This is a genomic window from Streptomyces sp. SAS_270, assembly GCF_052543295.1.
In genome coordinates this window covers 22,470-39,402 of sequence record NZ_JBMNDS010000020.1, presented here as the reverse complement: position 1 = coordinate 39,402, position 16,933 = coordinate 22,470, and the positions used below count along the sequence as shown (strand labels likewise).

The following is a 16,933-nucleotide window of genomic DNA, read 5'->3' as shown; positions in this document are numbered from 1 at the left end:
TGGCATCCGAGCCCGGGGGGTCGTCGGCCGGGGTCCGGGACGGGAAGGGCCCCGCCGAGTGGATCGGCGGGGCCCTTCCCGTAGGAGACGCGGACGGTCAGTTGCCCGACACCGTCACCGTCTCGTCGTTCTTCAGCTCGTCCACCAGCGTCTTGACCTTCGCCTTGTCCCAGACGAGGTTGCCGCCGGTGGAGCCGGAGATCGGCATGTTGATGGACTTGCCGTCGCCGCCGGTGACGCCCTTCATGGCCCAGAACATGTCGGCCAGGTCCCACAGGCTCATGTCCTTGTCGACGACGAGGGTGTCGAGGCCGGCGCTCATCGTCGGGTAGAGCTTGAAGGGGTTGAGGACGGTCGAGGGGGTCGCGACCTGGTGGGCCAGGGCGGCCAGGAACTTCTGCTGGTTCTTCGTGCGCTGGAGGTCGCTCGCCGCGAAGGCGTGCCGGGTGCGGACGAACGCGAGGGCCTGCTCGCCGTTGAGGGTCTGCTTGCCCTTCTGGAAGTCCGCGCCGGAGTACTTGTCCTTGAAGCCCTGGTCGAGGGTCATCTCCACGCCGCCGACCGAGTCGACGATGTCCGCGAAGCCCGCGAAGCCGATCTCGACGTAGTGGTCGATGTGCAGCCCGGTGTTGTACTCGATCGTGCGCACCAGCAGGGTCGGGCCGTCGAAGGCGTACGCCGCGTTCAGCTTGTTCGCACCCAGCGGGCCCTTGATCTTGCCGGACTCGGAGCCGCGGAACGTCGGAATCGTGACGTTCGAGTCGCGGGGCAGCGAGATCAGCGTCGAGCCGTTGTCACCGGTGTGCAGGATCATCATCGAGTCCGTGCGCTTGCCCTCGGCGGACCCGGTGTGCAGCTTCTTCTTCTCCTCGGCGGACATGCCCGCGCGGCTGTCGGAGCCGACGATCAGGTAGTTCGTGCCCTTGCCCCCGTCGGGCCGGTCGATGACCTTCGAGAGGTCCACCTCGCGGTTGAGCTTGGAGTCGGCCCAGAAGTACGTGCCCACGGACACCACGATCAGCAGCGTGACCAGGGTGATCGCGGTCCACTTGATCCGGCGCCGCCAGTTCGGCGCGGGCCGCGGCCCCCGGCCGCCCGCCCCGCCGGGCCCCTCGGGGCCGCCGCCGCCACCGTTCGGCTGCCCGTAGACATGGCCGGTGTTGTACCCGCTGTCGTATCCCTGGCCGTCGTCGTACCCCTGGCCGTCGGTGTACGACGGCTGCTGCGGGGGCACCCCCCGGCCGTACGGCGGCGCGGACGGGCCCGGACCGGGCGCCGTCGGGCCGCGCCGGACCTGGCGCATCACACGCGCGCTCTCCGGCTGGGGGCTCGCGCTGCCGCCGCCGTAGCGGTTGCTGCGGCGGTTTTCGTCGGACCACGCGTCGGGCCAATCGTTCATGTCGCCCAGTGTGCAGTGCCGCACTGTGTGCCTTACAAGAGAGTGCGAAGAATCATGGCAGGGCTGTTGCAGAGCTGATGCAAAGCAACCCTTGCGCGGCCCGGCATAAGGTGGACGCCATGACAGACCAGGCTCCCGCCCCGGAATCCGATATACCGGGTAAGCCGACCTCCGCGTCCCGGACCACCCTCAGCCACATCATGACCCACAACGACACCAACCTTCTGGGCACGGTGCACGGCGGCGTCATCATGAAGCTGGTCGACGACGCGGCCGGCGCCGTGGCCGGACGGCACTCCGGCGGGCCCGCGGTCACCGCCTCGATGGACGAGATGGCCTTCCTGGAACCCGTCCGCGTAGGCGACCTCGTCCATGTGAAGGCACAGGTCAACTGGACCGGACGTACGTCGATGGAAGTCGGCGTCCGTGTCCTTGCCGAGCGTTGGAACGAGTCGACGCCACCCCAGCAGGTCGGCTCGGCCTACCTGGTCTTCGCCGCCGTCGACGCCGACGGCAAGCCGAGGCGCGTGCCGCCCGTCCTCCCGGAGACCGAGCGCGACGAGCGCCGCTGCCAGGAGGCCCAGATCCGCCGCACCCACCGGCTGGCCCGCCGCCGCGCGATCATGGAACTCCGGGAGAAGCGCCAGGCGGAAGGCCTCGACGAGGAGGCCTGACACACAGGGATACGGAGCCCGGGGCGTCGGGGTTCGGTCCGATCGGTCCGAGTACCCGTGCCGTCTACGGGCACACCTCCTGGTCCCCGGTCACCGCCCCGAACTCTCCCTGCCGGGGGTCGTCCGCCCGTACCCGTCTGATCTGCTTGAAGTCGGCCCCCGCGAGGACCTTCATGAGCGGGCCCTGCCCCTTGACCGCGCGCAGCTCACAGCCCGGCAGGGCGGCGGCGAGGGACTTCGCCGAGCGGTCCCAGCGGGGGTCGTAGGCGACGACGGTGCGCTTCAGGGTGCGGTCGGGCGCGTTGGCGGGCTGCCGCGTCGTACGGAACCCGGTGCCGCGCAGCGCGCTGTCCACGCGTTTGCCGAGGCCCTCGGTGGCCGTGCCGTTCTGGACCTGGACCTGGATCTGCTGCGGGGCCACATCGACGCGCAGGGCCTTGTTGCGGACCTTGTGCGGGGCGAGCGGCTTGTCGTCGCGCAGGGCCCGGAAGAGCTTCCCGGACTTGGCGTCGTCCCATTTCAGGGTCGAGCCGATGCCCTTGACGACGTATCCCATGCGTCCGATCGGCACGGTGGTGAACTCGGACGAGGCGGGGGAGAAGTTCCGCATCGCCCGGCCCAGGTCGAGCAGCTCCTCCGTGCCGAAGCCCTTGTCGGCGCGGACCGAGCCGAGCACGGCGTGCGTGACGTCGCGGAACTTCAGCGGGTTCAGCAGCACCCCGGAGGAGGTCGCCTGCTCGATCAGCGCCGCGAGGAAGCGCTGCTGGCGCTGCATACGGCCGAGGTCGGAGGATCCGTCGGCGTGCCGCGAGCGCACGTACTGCAGCGCCGCCCCGCCGTTCAGCTTGTGCGAGCCGGGGGCGAGGTCGAGGCCGGTGTAGGAGTCCTTCAGAGGTCCGGCGGTGCAGATCTCCACGCCGCCGAGCACGTCCACCGTCTTCATGAAGCTGGTGAAGTCGACCTCCAGATAGTGGTCGATCTTGACGTGCGTCATGTTCTCGACGGTACGCACGGTCAGGTTCGGGCCCCCTTCCGCGTACGCCGCGTTGATCTTGATGGGGTGGGGGCCGTGCCGTTTGCCGGTGGTCTCGTCGGTGTGCGCGGGCGTCTCGGCGTACGAGTCGCGGGGCAGGCTGACGACGCTGGCCCGCTCCCGGTCCTCCGAGATGTGCACGATCATGATGGTGTCCGTGCAGTGGCAGGGGGCGCCGCCGAGCCGGTACTTCCTCTTCTCCTCCGGCGTGATCTTGTCCCGGCCGTCGGTGCCGACCAGCAGGACGTTCATGCCGTGGCCCGCCTGCGGGCGGTTCTTCATGTCCTTGAACGGGTCGACCCGGGCGATGTCCTCGTCGAGGCCGGTGACGACGGCGTGCCCGATGCCGGCCGAGGCGAGGACGACCACGGAGAGCGTGGTCACCACCCGCATGCCCCAACGCGGCTTCCTGGGCCGTACGGCGGGCCGCCGTACGGGGGACGGCTGCGGGCGGCGCCGGGGCGGGGCGGGGGAGCGGGGCGGCGTGGGCAAGGGGGACACCTCCGCGTCGGCCGGGTGTGGGGGATCCGTGAGCACCGTAGGCCCATACGATCTGCGGCCCGGGCCTGAGGGCGGGCGGCGCGCGACCGTGTCCCCCATTCGCGGTAACGTGACGCCTGATGAGCGAGAAGTCTGACGTGCAGCCCCCCGCCGTATCCGTGATCATGCCGGTCCTCAACGAGGAGCGGCATCTGCGCGGGGCCGTCCAAGCGATCCTGGCGCAGGAGTACGACGGCGAGATGGAGGTGGTCATCGCCATCGGTCCGTCCTCGGACCGCACGGAGGAGATCGCCGCCGAGCTCGTACGGGAAGACCCGCGCGTCCACACGGTGCCGAACCCGACCGGCCGCACCCCCGCCGCGCTCAACGCCGCGATCAAGGCGTCCCGCCACCCGATCGTGGTCCGCGTCGACGGGCACGGCATGCTCTCGCCGAACTACATCTCGACGGCCGTACGGCTCCTGGAGGAGACCGGCGCGCAGAACGTCGGCGGCATCATGCACGCCGAGGGCGAGAACGACTGGGAGCACGCGGTCGCCGCCGCCATGACGTCGAAGATCGGCGTCGGCAACGCGGCCTTCCACACGGGCGGCGAGGCGGCCCCGGCCGAGACCGTGTATCTCGGAGTCTTCCGGCGTGAGGCGCTGGAGCAACAGGGCGGCTACAACGAGGAGTTCATCCGCGCCCAGGACTGGGAGCTGAACTTCCGCATCCGTGAGGCGGGCGGCCTCATCTGGTTCTCGCCCGAGCTGAAGGTGTCCTACCGGCCGCGGCCGAGCGTGCGCGCCCTCGCCAAGCAGTACAAGGACTACGGCCGTTGGCGGCACGTCGTCGCCCGCTACCACGAGGGCTCCATCAACCTGCGCTACCTCGCCCCGCCGACCGCGGTGTGTGCGATCGCCGCGGGCGTCGTGGTCGGCGCGGCACTGACCCCGTGGGGCCTCGTGATCCCCGGCGGGTATCTGGCCGCGATCGCGCTGGGCTCCCTGCCGGCGGGCAAGGGGCTGCCGCTCAAGGCCAGGCTGCAGATCCCCGTCGCCCTCGCCACGATGCACATGTCGTGGGGCTGGGGCTTCCTGACCAGCCCGAAGTCGCTGGCGAAGAAGGTCATCGCCTCGCGCCGCCCGGCGGTTCTCGCCTCGAACTGAGGCCGTACGGGGAACGCCTTATGACCAGGTGAAGGCGGGGTTCACCTTCATGCAGGCGTCGGTCTTGGCGCCGTTGAGGGCCTCCGCCGTGTCCGGGGTCGTGTCGTCCTCCGCCTTGGCCTTGTACGTCGTGCCCGTGCGCCAGTCGGCACCGACCACGAGCGTGACGCCCGAGACGTCCGTCGACTTCTTCACCGAACCGAACGGGATCCCCAGCGACTTGGCGACCTTCTGTGCGTCGCCCTCCAGATCGGCGCTCGGGTAGCGGATGACGGTCTTCTCCGCGGAGGTGGCCGTGGTCGTGTCCGCGGTCGTCCGCGTGAAGCCCTTGCCGAGGAGCAGGTTGCTCACCGTGGTCGCACGCCCGGAGACCGGGCCGAGCGCGGTCGTCCGCGTGCCGTTCTGCACGAGCACACCGATCTCGCCGGCCTCCGCGGCCGGGTCCGAGGAGGCCTTCTCCGCGGTGCTCGTCTTCTTCTTGTTCGTGCCGTCGAGCGAGATGTCCTCGCGGACCAGACGGAACAGCTTCGTGGCGTCCTCCGTGGGCTCCACGCGCGCGCCGACGTACCGGAAGGGCATCGTCGTCATGGTGATGCCCTTCGTGGGCACCTTCTTCAGCTCGCTGCTGAGGTCGTAGAGCTTCGCCACCGTGCCCAGGCCCTCGTCGACGGTGAGCGCGTTGGTGGCCGTCTCGGCGAGCGAGCGCAGCTTGCCCGGGTTGCTCAGCGTCGCGTTCTCGCGCAGCTGGCGCACCATGGCGTTCATGTACTGGTGCTGCGCCTTGGCCCGCGCGATGTCGCTGCCGTCCTCGAAGCCGTAGCGGGTCCGCAGCCACTGCAGGGCCTGCTTGCCCTTGATGTAGGTGGTGCCCTTCTCCAGCTTCAGCCCGGAGCCGTGTCCCAGGCTGTCCTTGGAGTAGATGTTCGCGTCCACGCACACCGGGACGCCGCCGATCGCGTCCGCCATCGACACCACACCCGAGAAGTCGATCTTCATGAAGTGGTCGATGTGGATGTCGGTGAGCTTCTCCCAGGTGGCCACCGTGCAGCCGGGGCCGCCGCGGCCGAGCGACTCGTTGGTCATCAGCCGTCCGACGGTCGCCGGGTACACCTTGCCGTTGTCCGGGTCCGTGCACTTGGGCATCCGCAGCAGCGTGTCGCGCGGCATGCTGACCACCGACATGTTGGTGCGGTCGGCGGAGACGTGCAGCAGCATCTGGACGTCGGCGAGCGGCACCCCGCCGAAGGTGTCCTTGGCGCCGCCGAGCTTCTGGTTCTCCTTGGTGTCCCGCGCGTCCGAACCGATCAGCAGGATGTTCAGCGGGGTCTGGCCGGCCGCGTTCGCCTTGGACTCGGCGGCCCTGTCCTTCTCGTCCCCGATGTTGAGCTTGTCCTTCTTTATGTTGTTGTTCAGGTGCTGGTAGTAGAGATAACCGGCACCGGCGGTGCCGAGTATCAGGACCGCCAGAACCGTCGCCGACCAGCGCAGGATGCGACGTCTGCGACGCGGGCGCTCTCCGCCCCCGCGCCGGCGCCCACCGCCTCCGCCGTGCCGGCCGTGCCCGCGCGGCTGCGGTCGCGGACCGTCGCCGTCACCCGCGCCGTCCGACCGGCCGCCGTGCCCGTCGTGGCGGCCCTCGTCCAGGTCCGGCCCGCCGGCCTGCCCGGCGCGTGGTCGCGTTCCCTCCCCACGCACACTGCTCTGCGCCATCTCCGTGCCTCCCCACCCTGCGCCCGCCGAACGGGCCCGTCCCGCGCTGTGTGTCCCTGTGCTGCGCCCCTGCGCCGTCGCGTCCGTCTCTGTGGACGCTTGTGTGGTGTTAGACGCACGACAGGCCCGTCAGGTCATCACCCGACGCACACCGATTTGTCTGCCGCGGCCCCTCGACCCCCGTCCGGCACACCGGACCGGCTTCGACGGGAGCGTACTTGAGGGTGCTCCGATCAGGGTTTCGCCGACGTTTCCGAGCCGGCCGGACCTGAACACGCCTCATCATTCTGCAGCCAGGTAAGAATTCCCTGTGGAGAGTCGGCGGGTTCGTCAGGGCCGCGGTTCCGGGATCCCGGAACCGCGGCCCTGACGAACCGCGCCTCAGAACCGGTAGGGCTTGTAGATCTCCATGCAGTCCCCGGTGTCCGCACCGTGCACCGCGTCCGCGCTGACGGGCAGGTCACCGGCCGACGGAACCGACTGCTTCGGATAGGCGGCGCCGCTGCGCCAGTCGGCGCCGACGGTCAGCGTGAGCGCGGTGACGTCGTCCGAGGCACGCACCTGGCCGCTCGGCACACCCAGTGCGGTGGCCACGGAGAGGGCGTCGGCCTTCCCCTGAGCACCCGCGCCCTTCGCGTACGTCACCAGGGTCCGTGCCTGCGGGTCCGGCGCCGTACTGGCGAGGGCCCGGGTGAACCCCTTGCCCTGCAGGGTGCTCGCGACGGCCGTGGCCCGCTGTCCCACCGCCGCCACGTCGTCGCCGCCCGTGCCGTTGACGACGCTGACCGCCAGCGTGCCCGCCGGTGCGGCCGCGGGGCCGGTGCTCGTCGCCGAGGGGCCGGGCGACGCGGACGCGCCGCCCTTGCCGGCCTTGCCGCCCTTGTCGAACGACACGTCGCCGCGGACCATCGCCCACACCTTGTCCGCGTCCGTGGCCGCGGGCACGAGGTGGTCCTTGTCCAGCGGATCCTGGATCGTGGGCATGGTCGTCATGGTGAACCGGCTGGTCGGCACGGTCTTGAGCTGCATACCGAGGTCGTACAGCTTCTTGACCGTCCCTATCTCCTCGGAGACCTTGAGGGACTTGGTCGCCGCCTCGGCCAGGTCCGTCAGACGCCCGCCGTCGGTGAAGACGTTCTGGTTCTTCAGCGTGCGGATCATCGAGTTCATGTAGATGTGCTGGGCCTTGGCGCGGCCCAGGTCGCTGAAGAAGGCGTGCCGGGTGCGCAGCCACTGCAGGGCCTCTTCGCCCTTGACGTTGTGCGTGCCGGCCTTCAGCTTCAGGCCGGATCCGCCGCCCACCCCCGGCAGCGGACGGTCCCACACGTTCTGCCGCACACAGACGTCCACGCCGCCGACCGCGTCCGCCATGTCCACCACACCGGCGAAGTCGATCATCATCCAGTGGTCGATGTACACCCCGGTCAGGTTCTGCCAGGTGGCCAGCGTGCAGCCCGGACCGCCACGGGCCAGCGACTCGTTGATGATGGTGTTCTTCGCGGCGTACTTGTCCCCGGTGTCGGGGTCGGTGCACTTCGGGATGTCGACCCGGGTGTCCCGCGGAATGCTCACGACGGAGGCGCTCTTGCGGTCCGCGGACAGGTGGATCAGCATCTGGACGTCGGCCCGCGGCTTGCTGCCGACGCTGTCCTTGTCGCCGCCCAGCTTCACGTTCTTCGCCGAGTTACGGCTGTCGGAGCCGATCATCAGGATGTTCAGCGGGGTCTGCCCGTCCGCGTTGGCCTCCCCCTTCTTGACCCCTGACTCACCGCTGTTGCGCTGGCCCTTCTTGATGTTGCCGTTCAGGTGCAGGTAGTAGAGGTATCCGGCGCCGGCCGTCCCGAGTATCAGGACGGCCACGGTTATCGCGAACCAGCGGAGCACACGGTGCCGGCCGGGTCTGCGCCGACCGGACCGCTGCCTGCCGCGCCGGCCGCCGGAAGCGCGCCGGCTGCCACCGGAGCCGCCCCGGCCGCCGCTGCCGCCCCCGTCCGAAGCCGGGTCCGAGCCCGCGACCGGGGTCGGGTCCTGCGCCGTACCCGGCGCTGAACCGTTTCCCCTCCCCGGTCCGCCGGCCCGCCTTACGCCCCGCCGCGTGCGCTCCCCGCGCACACCACTCTGCGCCATCCCGCTGTTCTCCCCACCCCTGGCGCCACACCGCATACGAGTGCGTCCCCGCGCGCGTACGACTTCGTACGGCGCGGGGACGCATCCGTCAGCTCACTTGGCGCACACCGTCTTGTCCGCTGTGGACTTCTCGACGTCCGGCGCCTTGGAGGTCATCGGGACCCCGGCGCCCTTGAAGTCCTTGCCCAGGGTCAGCACGATCGCCGGAAGTCCCTGGGCGTTCTTCTCACTCTCGCCGGGCTTCATCGCCGAAGCGGGCAGCCCCATGAGGTCCGCCAACTTCCGTGCCTGATCAGCCTGGTCGGGAGAGTACTCGAGGGTTGTCTTGCTGAGCGGCGCGTCCGCGTTGCCGAGCTGGCTCGACTTGAGCACGCCCTCGTCGTTCTGAAGCCAGTTGAGGGTCTCCTGCGCGGAACCGGACTCGGCGCCGCCGTTGTAGATGTCGACCCGGATGTCGGAGGCGGTGGAGCGGGAGCCCTTGAGGCGGGCGGCGACCGCGGCCTTCTCCTTCTTCGCCTTCTGCTTGACGGTCGTCAGCGAGACGTCGTCCTTGATGGCGGAGAAGAGCGAGGGGGCCCTCGTCCGGTCGACGACGACCGTCGCGTGGACCTTCTCGGCCGGGTTGTCGATCACGGGCACCGTCGTGAACGAGATGTTCTTCGGCGGCACCTTCTTCAGCTCCATGGCCATGTCCTTGAGCGTGCTGACCTTGCCGATGCCCTTGTCCACGGTGAGCGCCTTGGTGGCCGCCTCGGCCAGATCCAGCAGCTTGGTGGGGCTCGTGAGGGTCTTGCTGGAGCTCATCTTGCGCATCAGCGAGGCCATGAACTGCTGCTGCACCTTGATGCGGTCGAGGTCGCCCTGGTTGCCGAAGCTGTGCCGGGTGCGGACGAAGGCGAGTGCCTGCTCACCCTCGATGTTGTGCTTCCCGGCGGAGAGCTTGAGATGCGAGTCGGGGTCGTTGACGTCCTTGGCGAGACAGACCTCGACACCGCCCACCGCCGAGGTCAGCGTCTTGACCGCGTTGAAGTCGACCATCGCGAAGTGGTCCGGCTCGATGCCGGTGACCGCCTTGACCGTGCGCATGGTGCAGCCCGGGTCCCGCTTCTCCTGGCCGAGGCTGGTGTTGAAGCGCACGTTGTCCGTGCCCGTGATGGTCTTGATGCTGCCGTCGTCCTGAATCGTGTCGCAGTCCGGGACGTTCACGATCAGGTCGCGCGGGATGCTCAGCGCGGTCGCGTTCGTTCGGTCCTTGGAGACGTGCAGCAGGATGTTGGTGTCGGCGTGCCCGACGCTGTTCTTGTCGCCGTAGCCCTCGTTGCCGGAACCGGTGCGCTTGTCCGTGCCGATGATCAGCAGGTTGAAGGCCTCGTCCTTGCTGAAGCCGCTCTTGGCCGCGTCACCGACGTCCTTCGTGGTGACGTTGCCCTCAAGGTGCTTGAGGTAGGCGTAGGCCGCCGCGGAGACCGCGATGAGCACGAAGGCCATCGTGCCGCCGGTCCACAGCAGTATTTTCTTCGTCCGCGACTTCTTGGACTTCGTCCGTCCCCGCCGCCGCCCGGGAGGCGGCTCGGCCGGCGCGCCGCGGCGTCTGCGCGGCCCCGGCACCTCGGTGTCCGAAACGGCGCCGGAAGCCTGGCGCGAACCCCGGCCCGGCGCGGTGCGTCCGCCCGCCGCAGCGGGAGCCGCACGACGGGCGGATCTACGGGGACCGGGAACTCCCGACTGCGCAGCGGAAGGCTGCAGTCGCAGTTCGTAGTCACCGGTATCGGGGTTGAGTACCCACTGGTCTGCGGGGTCGATATCGTCCGCCCGCCCACGGCCTTGCGCGTCCACGGTTGCTTGAGTCCTCCGTCGGGGCCACGCGGCGCCTTTCCCCCCTCAGAAGGCGCTCGGTCAGTCGGTCCAGCAGTGCGCGACCCCAGGTCGGTCCTCGTGGTCGGGTGCACCGGATCGCTCACACTATCCGCCCAGTTCAGCGTCAAGCGACGACGGTGACAAATTCCACCCCCTACAACTGGGCAATCCGCCTTATTTCTCAGAGAGTTCTTAGCTCAGGCGTTCCCCGCCTTGGCGTGCGCTTTACCCGCAGGTGTCCTCGGCGGCCGTGTTTCCGCGAAAAGTGGGTGCGGGATCGGGAGTACCGGCACGAGAACCGGCCCGCTTTCCGGCGGACTTTCCGTCGTCGTACGACTCCTCTTCGTAGTCGTACCCGGATTCGTACTCGGATTCGGACGACGAGTCGTACGCGCCTTCGCCGCCGCCTTCGGTCGGGTTCTTCTTCGGAAGCGGCTTCTGGGCCTGCGTCGGCGGGGCCTGCGTCGGCGGGGCCTGCGTCGGCGGGGCCTGAGTCGGGGTGGGCGTCGGGGTTCGCTCGGGGGGCTGCTTCGGGGTTTCCTTCGTGACCTCGACGGCCGTGTCCGTGCGCAGCCGCGCGAAGAGTTCCTTCGCCGCGGGCTCCACGAGCTGGTCGCGATTGGTGTCGTGGACGTACGGAGTCCGCGGCACGGTCAGGAATTGCACACGTTCCGTGGGGATGTGGCGCAGGCCGCGCACGAGTTGGTACAGCCCGCGCAGGCTCGCCAGTTCCGGGTCCGTGGTGAGGGAGGACGTGGCCGCGTCGAGCACCGGATAGAGCTTCACGGGATTGAGCAGGACATCGTTGCTCTGCACCTTGTTGACGAGCGCGCCGAGAAAACGCTGCTGGCGTTCCATGCGGTCGGTGTCGCTGCCGTCGCCGAGGGACTTGCGGGCGCGTACGTATCCGAGCGCCTGCTCGCCGTCGAGCGTCACCTTGCCCGCGGGCAGCCGCAGCTTGGCCGCCTTGTCGTTCACCGGGTCCTTCAGGCACACCTCGACGCCGTCGACCGCGTCGACCATCTCCTTGAAGCCGTAGAAGTCCACGACCATGTGGTGGTCGACACGGATGTTCGTGAGCTTCTCGACGGTCCGGATCGTGCAGGCCGAGCCGCCGGTCGCGAAGGCGTAGTTGAACATCGCGAACACCGGCTCGGTGCGGGTGCCGTCCGGGCGGCGGCAGCCGGGCACGTCCACCATCAGGTCACGGGGCAGCGAGACGGCGGTCGCGCTGCGCCGGTCGGCGGACAGGTGAAGCAGGATCGTGGTGTCGGACCGCTCGGTGCCGGAGTCGCGCCCGTACTTGCGGTTCTCGTCCCCCGACCGTGAGTCCGACCCGATCAGCAGGATGTTCTGCGCGTCGCGCACCAGCGCGGTGGGCCGCTCCTTCTCGTACCGGGCGAGCTCGGCGGCCGCGGCGTTGTCCGGAGTGATGTTCGCGTCCAGCTTCTCGTACGCGGCCCAGCCGGCCCCGGCCACGCCCAGCACCAGCACGGCGACCCCGATCGCGGTGTACCGCAGCAGCCGCCGCCGCCGTCGTATGACCCCGGCGCCGGTCGGGGATGCTCCCGAGGGCATGCCTGCGCTGTCGGTCACGGAGCGGTCCACCCCTCATGGCGTACGAGCGTGTCGTCCTGCGGTGCTCTTACGACGATGGCGCGGGGTGGGGGTGGGGCGCGGCCGTTGGAGGGCCGAACGGGTGACCTGGCCCGGTTCCGCTAACGGCGCGTAGCCGTCACCCGCTCGCTCTCGATCCGCTTCGCGAGGGCGTCCTCGCCCAGCTGCCCGAGATGGCGGCACAGCACCACGGAGCCGCCGGTCGCGAGCGGCGCGTACAGCCCGGCGCTGAGCCCCTCCCACGTGTCGTACGACGCCCCGGACAGCAGGCGCGACCCGGGCCCGGTCAGGTCGAGCGCGGGTGCGTCGGCCCGGGCCCGTTCGACGACCTCCGCGCTCGTGTACTCGCCCCCGGCGACGATCAGCGCGGGTGCCTCCGGGTCCACGGGCGCGTACGCCTGGAAGTGGTCCCCCTGGCCGGGCACCTCGACGGCGTAGTCGGCGAAACCGGCGGGCGGCTGCGGGAAGCGTCCGCCGAGCGGCCGCAGCGCCAGGGCGATGCGTTCGCCGGAGCAGGCGCGCGCGGCGTCGAGGGTGTCGGGCCCGCTGACGACGAGGTCGGCGGCGGCCGGGTCGCCCGCGACGTCCGCGACGACGCCCACCGAGGAGCAGGCCAGCAGCCACACCGCCGTCTGCCAGTGCGCGGGCAGCAGCAGCGCGACCCGGTCCCCGGGCTCGGCGGACAGTTCGCCCTGGAGGAGGTTGGCGGTCTTGGCCACCCAATTGGCGAAGGTGGCCACGGACAATTCGACCCGTTCGCCGGTGGCGTCGTCGTAGAAGGTCACCAGGGGGCGCGCGGGGTCCGCGGCGAGCGCGGATCGCAGCAGGTCGGCAGGGGTGCGGTCGGTGGCGTTCACGCGGGCAAGCGTACGCGGGGGCCGTGGCGGGGCCGCCCGGTCAGGTCAACGCGGGGCCCCGGACGGGCCTCGGAGGGCCACCGGTTCGGACGAGCGCAGCCGACGGTCCGTCAATTCCCGGATGGACAGATATGTATGACTATGTCCAGGATCAGGAGCATGCGTGGATTCCTTGCTACCTCGGTCGGCGTCACCTGTGCGGCCGCACTCGCCCTTCCGCTGGCCCTGCCCGCCCCGGCGCAGGCCGGAGCCCCGGCGCGGACGTCCGAGCCGGCCGCCCCCGGCAGCACCCAGTCCCTGCCGCTCGTCCCCCTCGCGGGCACCCGGGCGCTCGGCTCCACCGCGTCCGAACAGGGGCTCTCCAGACGGGACGTACGGTCGTTCTCGCTGGTCGGCGTCGTATGGGACAACCCCGACAGTGAGCTGCACGGCCGCGTCCAGGTCCGCACCCGCGCCGCCGGAACCACCCACTGGTCCGGCTGGCAGGACGTCGAGACGCACTACTCCGACGACGCGGCCGACCTGGACAGCGCCGAGCGCACCTCGGGACGCGTCCGCGGGGCCACCGCACCGCTGTGGGTGGGCGCCTCGGACGGCGTCGAGGTGCGCGTCCAGGCGACGCTGGAGGCGGGCGACGAACGGACGGGAGTGACCGCCGACTCCCCGCTTCCCAGGGGCATGCACCTCGAACTGGTGGACCCCGGCGCGGATCCCGTCAGTGCCCCGGCCGGCCACGCGGAGGCGCTACGGGCGGAGCCGGCGAGCGGCGCATCAGGCGTGTCAGCCGCATCAGCTGTGTCGGCCGTATCGACCGGCGCGGCTGCCGCGGCCGGCGCGCTGACCGCGGAGACGGTCGAGGCCTCCGCCGCCAACGCCGGACTCGCCCCGCTCGGCGCCACGGAGATCCCGGCGCTCACCAAGCAGCAGACCGAACGGGACCCGGCCACCCGGGAACTGCCGTCCGTCCAGGACGGCGAACGGCGCCTCCAGCCGTACATCGGACCGCGCCCGCGCATCATCACTCGCCGCGGCTGGGGCGCCGACGAGCGGCTGCGCGAGCGCGGCTTCGTCTATACGAAGAAGGTCAAGGCGGCCTTCGTGCACCACACGGCTTCGGGCAACAAGTACAGCTGCTCCCAAGCTCCTTCGGTCATCCGCAGTATCTACCGCTACCACGTGGAGAGCAGTGGCTGGCGCGACATCGGCTACAACTTCCTCGTCGACAAGTGCGGGAACATCTACGAGGGTCGTGCGGGCGGTGTGGCAAAACCCGTCATGGGCGCCCACACTCTCGGGTTCAACACCAACAGCATGGGGATCGCCGTCCTCGGCACCTACGGCTCCACCAAGCCGACCCGTGCCGCGCTCAGGGCCATCGCCCGGCTCACCGCATGGAAGCTCGGTCTCTACGGTGCGAATCCGCGCGGCAAGACATACCTGAAGTCCGGGGGTGGCAATCTCTACCGAAAAGGAAAGAACGTACGACTCAATGTGATCTCCGGCCATCGGGACGGGTTCGCCACGGAGTGCCCCGGAAGGCTCCTGTACGGCAAGCTCGGCACGGCCCGGACCACGGCGGCCCGCTACCAGGGGCGATAACTGCTGGTGCGGCCGTCGAAGGCGCCATCGAACGGTCTGCATACACTGGCCCGCCGTGACACCGTTTCGGCGGGCCCCAGCAGGAAGCAGAGACGACAGGTGACAGAAGCGATCCTCCTGGTCGGCGGCAGAGGCACCCGGCTGCGTCCGCTCACGATGAACACCCCCAAGCCGATGGTCCCGGCGGCGGGTGTCCCCTTCCTCACCCACCAGCTGGCGCGAGCGAGAGCGGCGGGCGTCGAGCACATCGTCCTGGCGACCTCCTATCTGGCCGAGGTCTTCGAGCCCTACTTCGGCGACGGCTCGGCGCTGGGCCTCCACCTCGAATACGTCACCGAGGAGGAGCCCCTCGGCACGGGCGGCGCCATCCGCAACGTGGCCGCGCGGCTGCACTCCGGGCCCGACGACCCGGTCCTGATCTTCAACGGCGACATCCTGACCGGCCTGGACATCCCGGCGCTGGTCGCCACGCACCGCTCGTCCCGCGCGGACGTCTCCCTCCACCTCACCCGTGTCGAGGACCCGCGCGCCTACGGTCTCGTCCCCACGGACGCGACCGGCCGCGTCACCGCGTTCCTGGAGAAGCCGCAGACGCCCGAGGAGATCGTCACCGACCAGATCAACGCGGGGGCGTACGTCTTCCGCCGCTCGGTCATCGACACGATCCCGGCGGGCCGCCCGGTCTCGGTGGAACGCGAGACGTTCCCGGACCTCCTCGCCACCGGAGCCCACCTCCAGGGAATGGTCGACTCCACCTACTGGCTGGACCTCGGCACCCCCCAGGCCTTCGTACGCGGCTCCGCCGACCTGGTCCTGGGCCGCGCCCCCTCCCCGGCCGTCCCCGGCCGCTGCGGCGACCGTCTGGTCCTGCCCACCGCCTCCGTCGCCCCGGACGCCAAGCTGACCGGAGGCACGGTCGTCGGCGACGGCGCGTACGTCGGCGAGGGCGCCCGCATCACCGGCAGCACCCTCCTCGACGGCGCCGTCGTCGAACCCGGCGCCGTCATCACCGACTCCCTCATCGGCGCCCACGCCCGCATCGGCGAACGCTCCCTGCTCACCGGCACGGTCATCGGCGACGGCGCGATCATCGGCCCCGACAACGAACTCCGCGAGGGCGCACGCATCTGGTGCGACGCGAGGATCCCGGCGGCGTCGATCCGCTTCTCGTCGGACCAGTAAGGGCTGTTCAGCCCGTCCGGCGTTTGAGGACGAGCGCGAAGCGCGAAAAGGGGGGAAAGGGGGCGAAGCCCCCAGGAGGACGGGACGGGAAGGGGCGGAGGGGGCGAAAAAGCCAGTGGCCCCCGCCCCCGCCCCCACCCCGGCCCGCCGGGGTTCACAACCGCCCGATGTCCCCCCGGTACATCCGCGGAGCCCGCCGCGCAGGCGTACGCCCCGACAGCAGGATCAACCGAGCGGCCCGATGCCGCTGCCCCGCATAGGGCGCGAGCAGCGACAACATCACGGAGTCGTCCGCGTCCCGGTCGCCCGCCAGGGCATACCCCACGATCCCGGGAAGGTGCAGGTCCCCGACCGTCACCGAATCCGGATCCCCATGACTGCGCTGAACCACCTCCGCCGAGGTCCACGGCCCCACCCCCGACACCAGCTCCAGCCGGGCCCGCGCGGCCTCCGGCGCGAACCCCACGGCCTCCTCCAGCCGCGCCGCCACCCGGACCGCCCGCAGAATCGTCGAGGCCCGCTTGTTGTCGACCCCGGCCCGGTGCCACTCCCAGGACGGGATCAGCGCCCAGGTCCGCGGCGCGGGCATCACGTACATCCGCTCGGGTGCGGGCCCCGGCGCCGGCTCCCCGTACTTCCGTACGAGCAACCGCCATGCCCGGTACGCCTCGTCCGTGGTGACCTTCTGCTCCAGGACGGAGGGGATGAGCGACTCCAGCACCAGCCCGGTGCGGGTCAGCCGCAGCCCGGGCCGCAGATGGCGCGTGGCTGCCACGATCCGGTGCCGCGGCTCGAACGCCGACGGGTCGTCCGAGGAGCCGAGCATCTCGGGCAGCTGCTCCAGCAACCACTCGGCCCCGGGCCCCCACGCCTCGCCGCCGGCCACCCCGCCCCGCAGCGCGACCCGCAGCGTTCCGGGCCCGGCGGGCGTCCGGCTGGTCCGCCACACGGACCCGTCCGGCGTCGTACGAAAGGTCGGGTCTCCAGGCCCTCGCCGCAGCGGCCCGAGCACCAGCCCGAGGTCGAGCGGGCCGTCGGGCGTCCACGTACGCCGGCGCGCGGGCGCGGGCGCAGGGCGCGGCACTCCCGAGGGCACGGCGACATGCCCGCCGCGCACGGTCGTACGCGTGGGTCGCGGAGCGAAACGTCCAGCCACGAGGGAGACCCCAGAGGTGCTCGGGATACAGCAGATGCCCTACGAGGGTAGGCGCCCCCGCCCCCCGGTACAC

12 protein-coding genes are annotated in these 16,933 nt (G+C 70.5%); 4 read left to right on the top strand and 8 right to left on the bottom strand.

Translation table 11 applies throughout. From position 1 onward, the window contains the following. Nucleotides 1–97: 97 nt before the first annotated feature. The gene (locus ACN6LB_RS16140) at nt 98–1,399 is read right to left on the bottom strand and encodes an LCP family protein (protein ID WP_356148100.1); all 1,302 of its coding nucleotides are present in this window, start codon (nt 1,397–1,399) and stop codon (nt 98–100) included. Between the two features lie 119 nt (nt 1,400–1,518). On the opposite strand from ACN6LB_RS16140, the gene ACN6LB_RS16135 reads away from it, so the two are divergent. Continuing rightward, nucleotides 1,519–2,073 (top strand): acyl-CoA thioesterase, encoded by a 555-nt coding sequence (locus ACN6LB_RS16135; RefSeq protein WP_356148103.1) that lies wholly within the window; start codon nt 1,519–1,521, stop codon nt 2,071–2,073. A 64-nt stretch (nt 2,074–2,137) separates the two neighbouring features. Here the strand turns inward: ACN6LB_RS16135 and ACN6LB_RS16130 are convergent, their stop codons facing one another. Beyond that, nucleotides 2,138–3,598 (bottom strand): LCP family protein, encoded by a 1,461-nt coding sequence (locus ACN6LB_RS16130; RefSeq protein WP_445026437.1) that lies wholly within the window; start codon nt 3,596–3,598, stop codon nt 2,138–2,140. A 128-nt stretch (nt 3,599–3,726) separates the two neighbouring features. Between ACN6LB_RS16130 and ACN6LB_RS16125 the strand changes: the two genes are divergently transcribed. Next, on the top strand, nt 3,727–4,755 hold the full coding sequence (locus tag ACN6LB_RS16125) for a glycosyltransferase family 2 protein (protein WP_445026435.1): 1,029 nt from the start codon (nt 3,727–3,729) through the stop codon (nt 4,753–4,755). 18 nt (nt 4,756–4,773) lie between these two features. Here the strand turns inward: ACN6LB_RS16125 and ACN6LB_RS16120 are convergent, their stop codons facing one another. The 5 genes from ACN6LB_RS16120 to ACN6LB_RS16100 form a co-directional block, all read right to left on the bottom strand. Next, nucleotides 4,774–6,465, bottom strand: coding sequence for an LCP family protein (locus ACN6LB_RS16120; protein WP_445026433.1), 1,692 nt, complete (start codon nt 6,463–6,465; stop codon nt 4,774–4,776). Nucleotides 6,466–6,846: 381 nt separating this feature from the next. Further along, on the bottom strand, nt 6,847–8,592 hold the full coding sequence (locus ACN6LB_RS16115; RefSeq protein ID WP_445026432.1) for an LCP family protein: 1,746 nt from the start codon (nt 8,590–8,592) through the stop codon (nt 6,847–6,849). Nucleotides 8,593–8,685: 93 nt separating this feature from the next. After that, nucleotides 8,686–10,428 (bottom strand): LCP family protein, encoded by a 1,743-nt coding sequence (locus ACN6LB_RS16110; protein WP_445026430.1) that lies wholly within the window; start codon nt 10,426–10,428, stop codon nt 8,686–8,688. A gap of 246 nt (nt 10,429–10,674) precedes the next feature. Next, nucleotides 10,675–12,027, bottom strand: coding sequence for an LCP family protein (locus ACN6LB_RS16105; RefSeq protein ID WP_445026504.1), 1,353 nt, complete (start codon nt 12,025–12,027; stop codon nt 10,675–10,677). A gap of 140 nt (nt 12,028–12,167) precedes the next feature. After that, entirely contained in the window at nt 12,168–12,923 is a 756-nt protein-coding gene (locus ACN6LB_RS16100) for a TIGR03089 family protein (protein WP_445026429.1), read from the bottom strand. A 141-nt stretch (nt 12,924–13,064) separates the two neighbouring features. On the opposite strand from ACN6LB_RS16100, the gene ACN6LB_RS16095 reads away from it, so the two are divergent. Next, nucleotides 13,065–14,522 carry a peptidoglycan recognition protein family protein gene (locus tag ACN6LB_RS16095; protein ID WP_445026503.1) on the top strand — a complete coding sequence of 486 codons (1,458 nt, stop codon included), beginning with the start codon at nt 13,065–13,067 and terminating at the stop codon, nt 14,520–14,522. 99 nt (nt 14,523–14,621) lie between these two features. Next, entirely contained in the window at nt 14,622–15,704 is a 1,083-nt protein-coding gene (manB, locus tag ACN6LB_RS16090) for a mannose-1-phosphate guanylyltransferase (protein WP_356141741.1), read from the top strand. Between the two features lie 154 nt (nt 15,705–15,858). On the opposite strand, the gene ACN6LB_RS16085 is transcribed toward manB, so the two are convergent. Beyond that, nucleotides 15,859–16,860, bottom strand: a complete 1,002-nt coding sequence (locus ACN6LB_RS16085) for a DNA-3-methyladenine glycosylase family protein (protein WP_445026427.1) — start codon at nt 16,858–16,860, stop codon at nt 15,859–15,861. Nucleotides 16,861–16,933 lie beyond the last annotated feature (73 nt).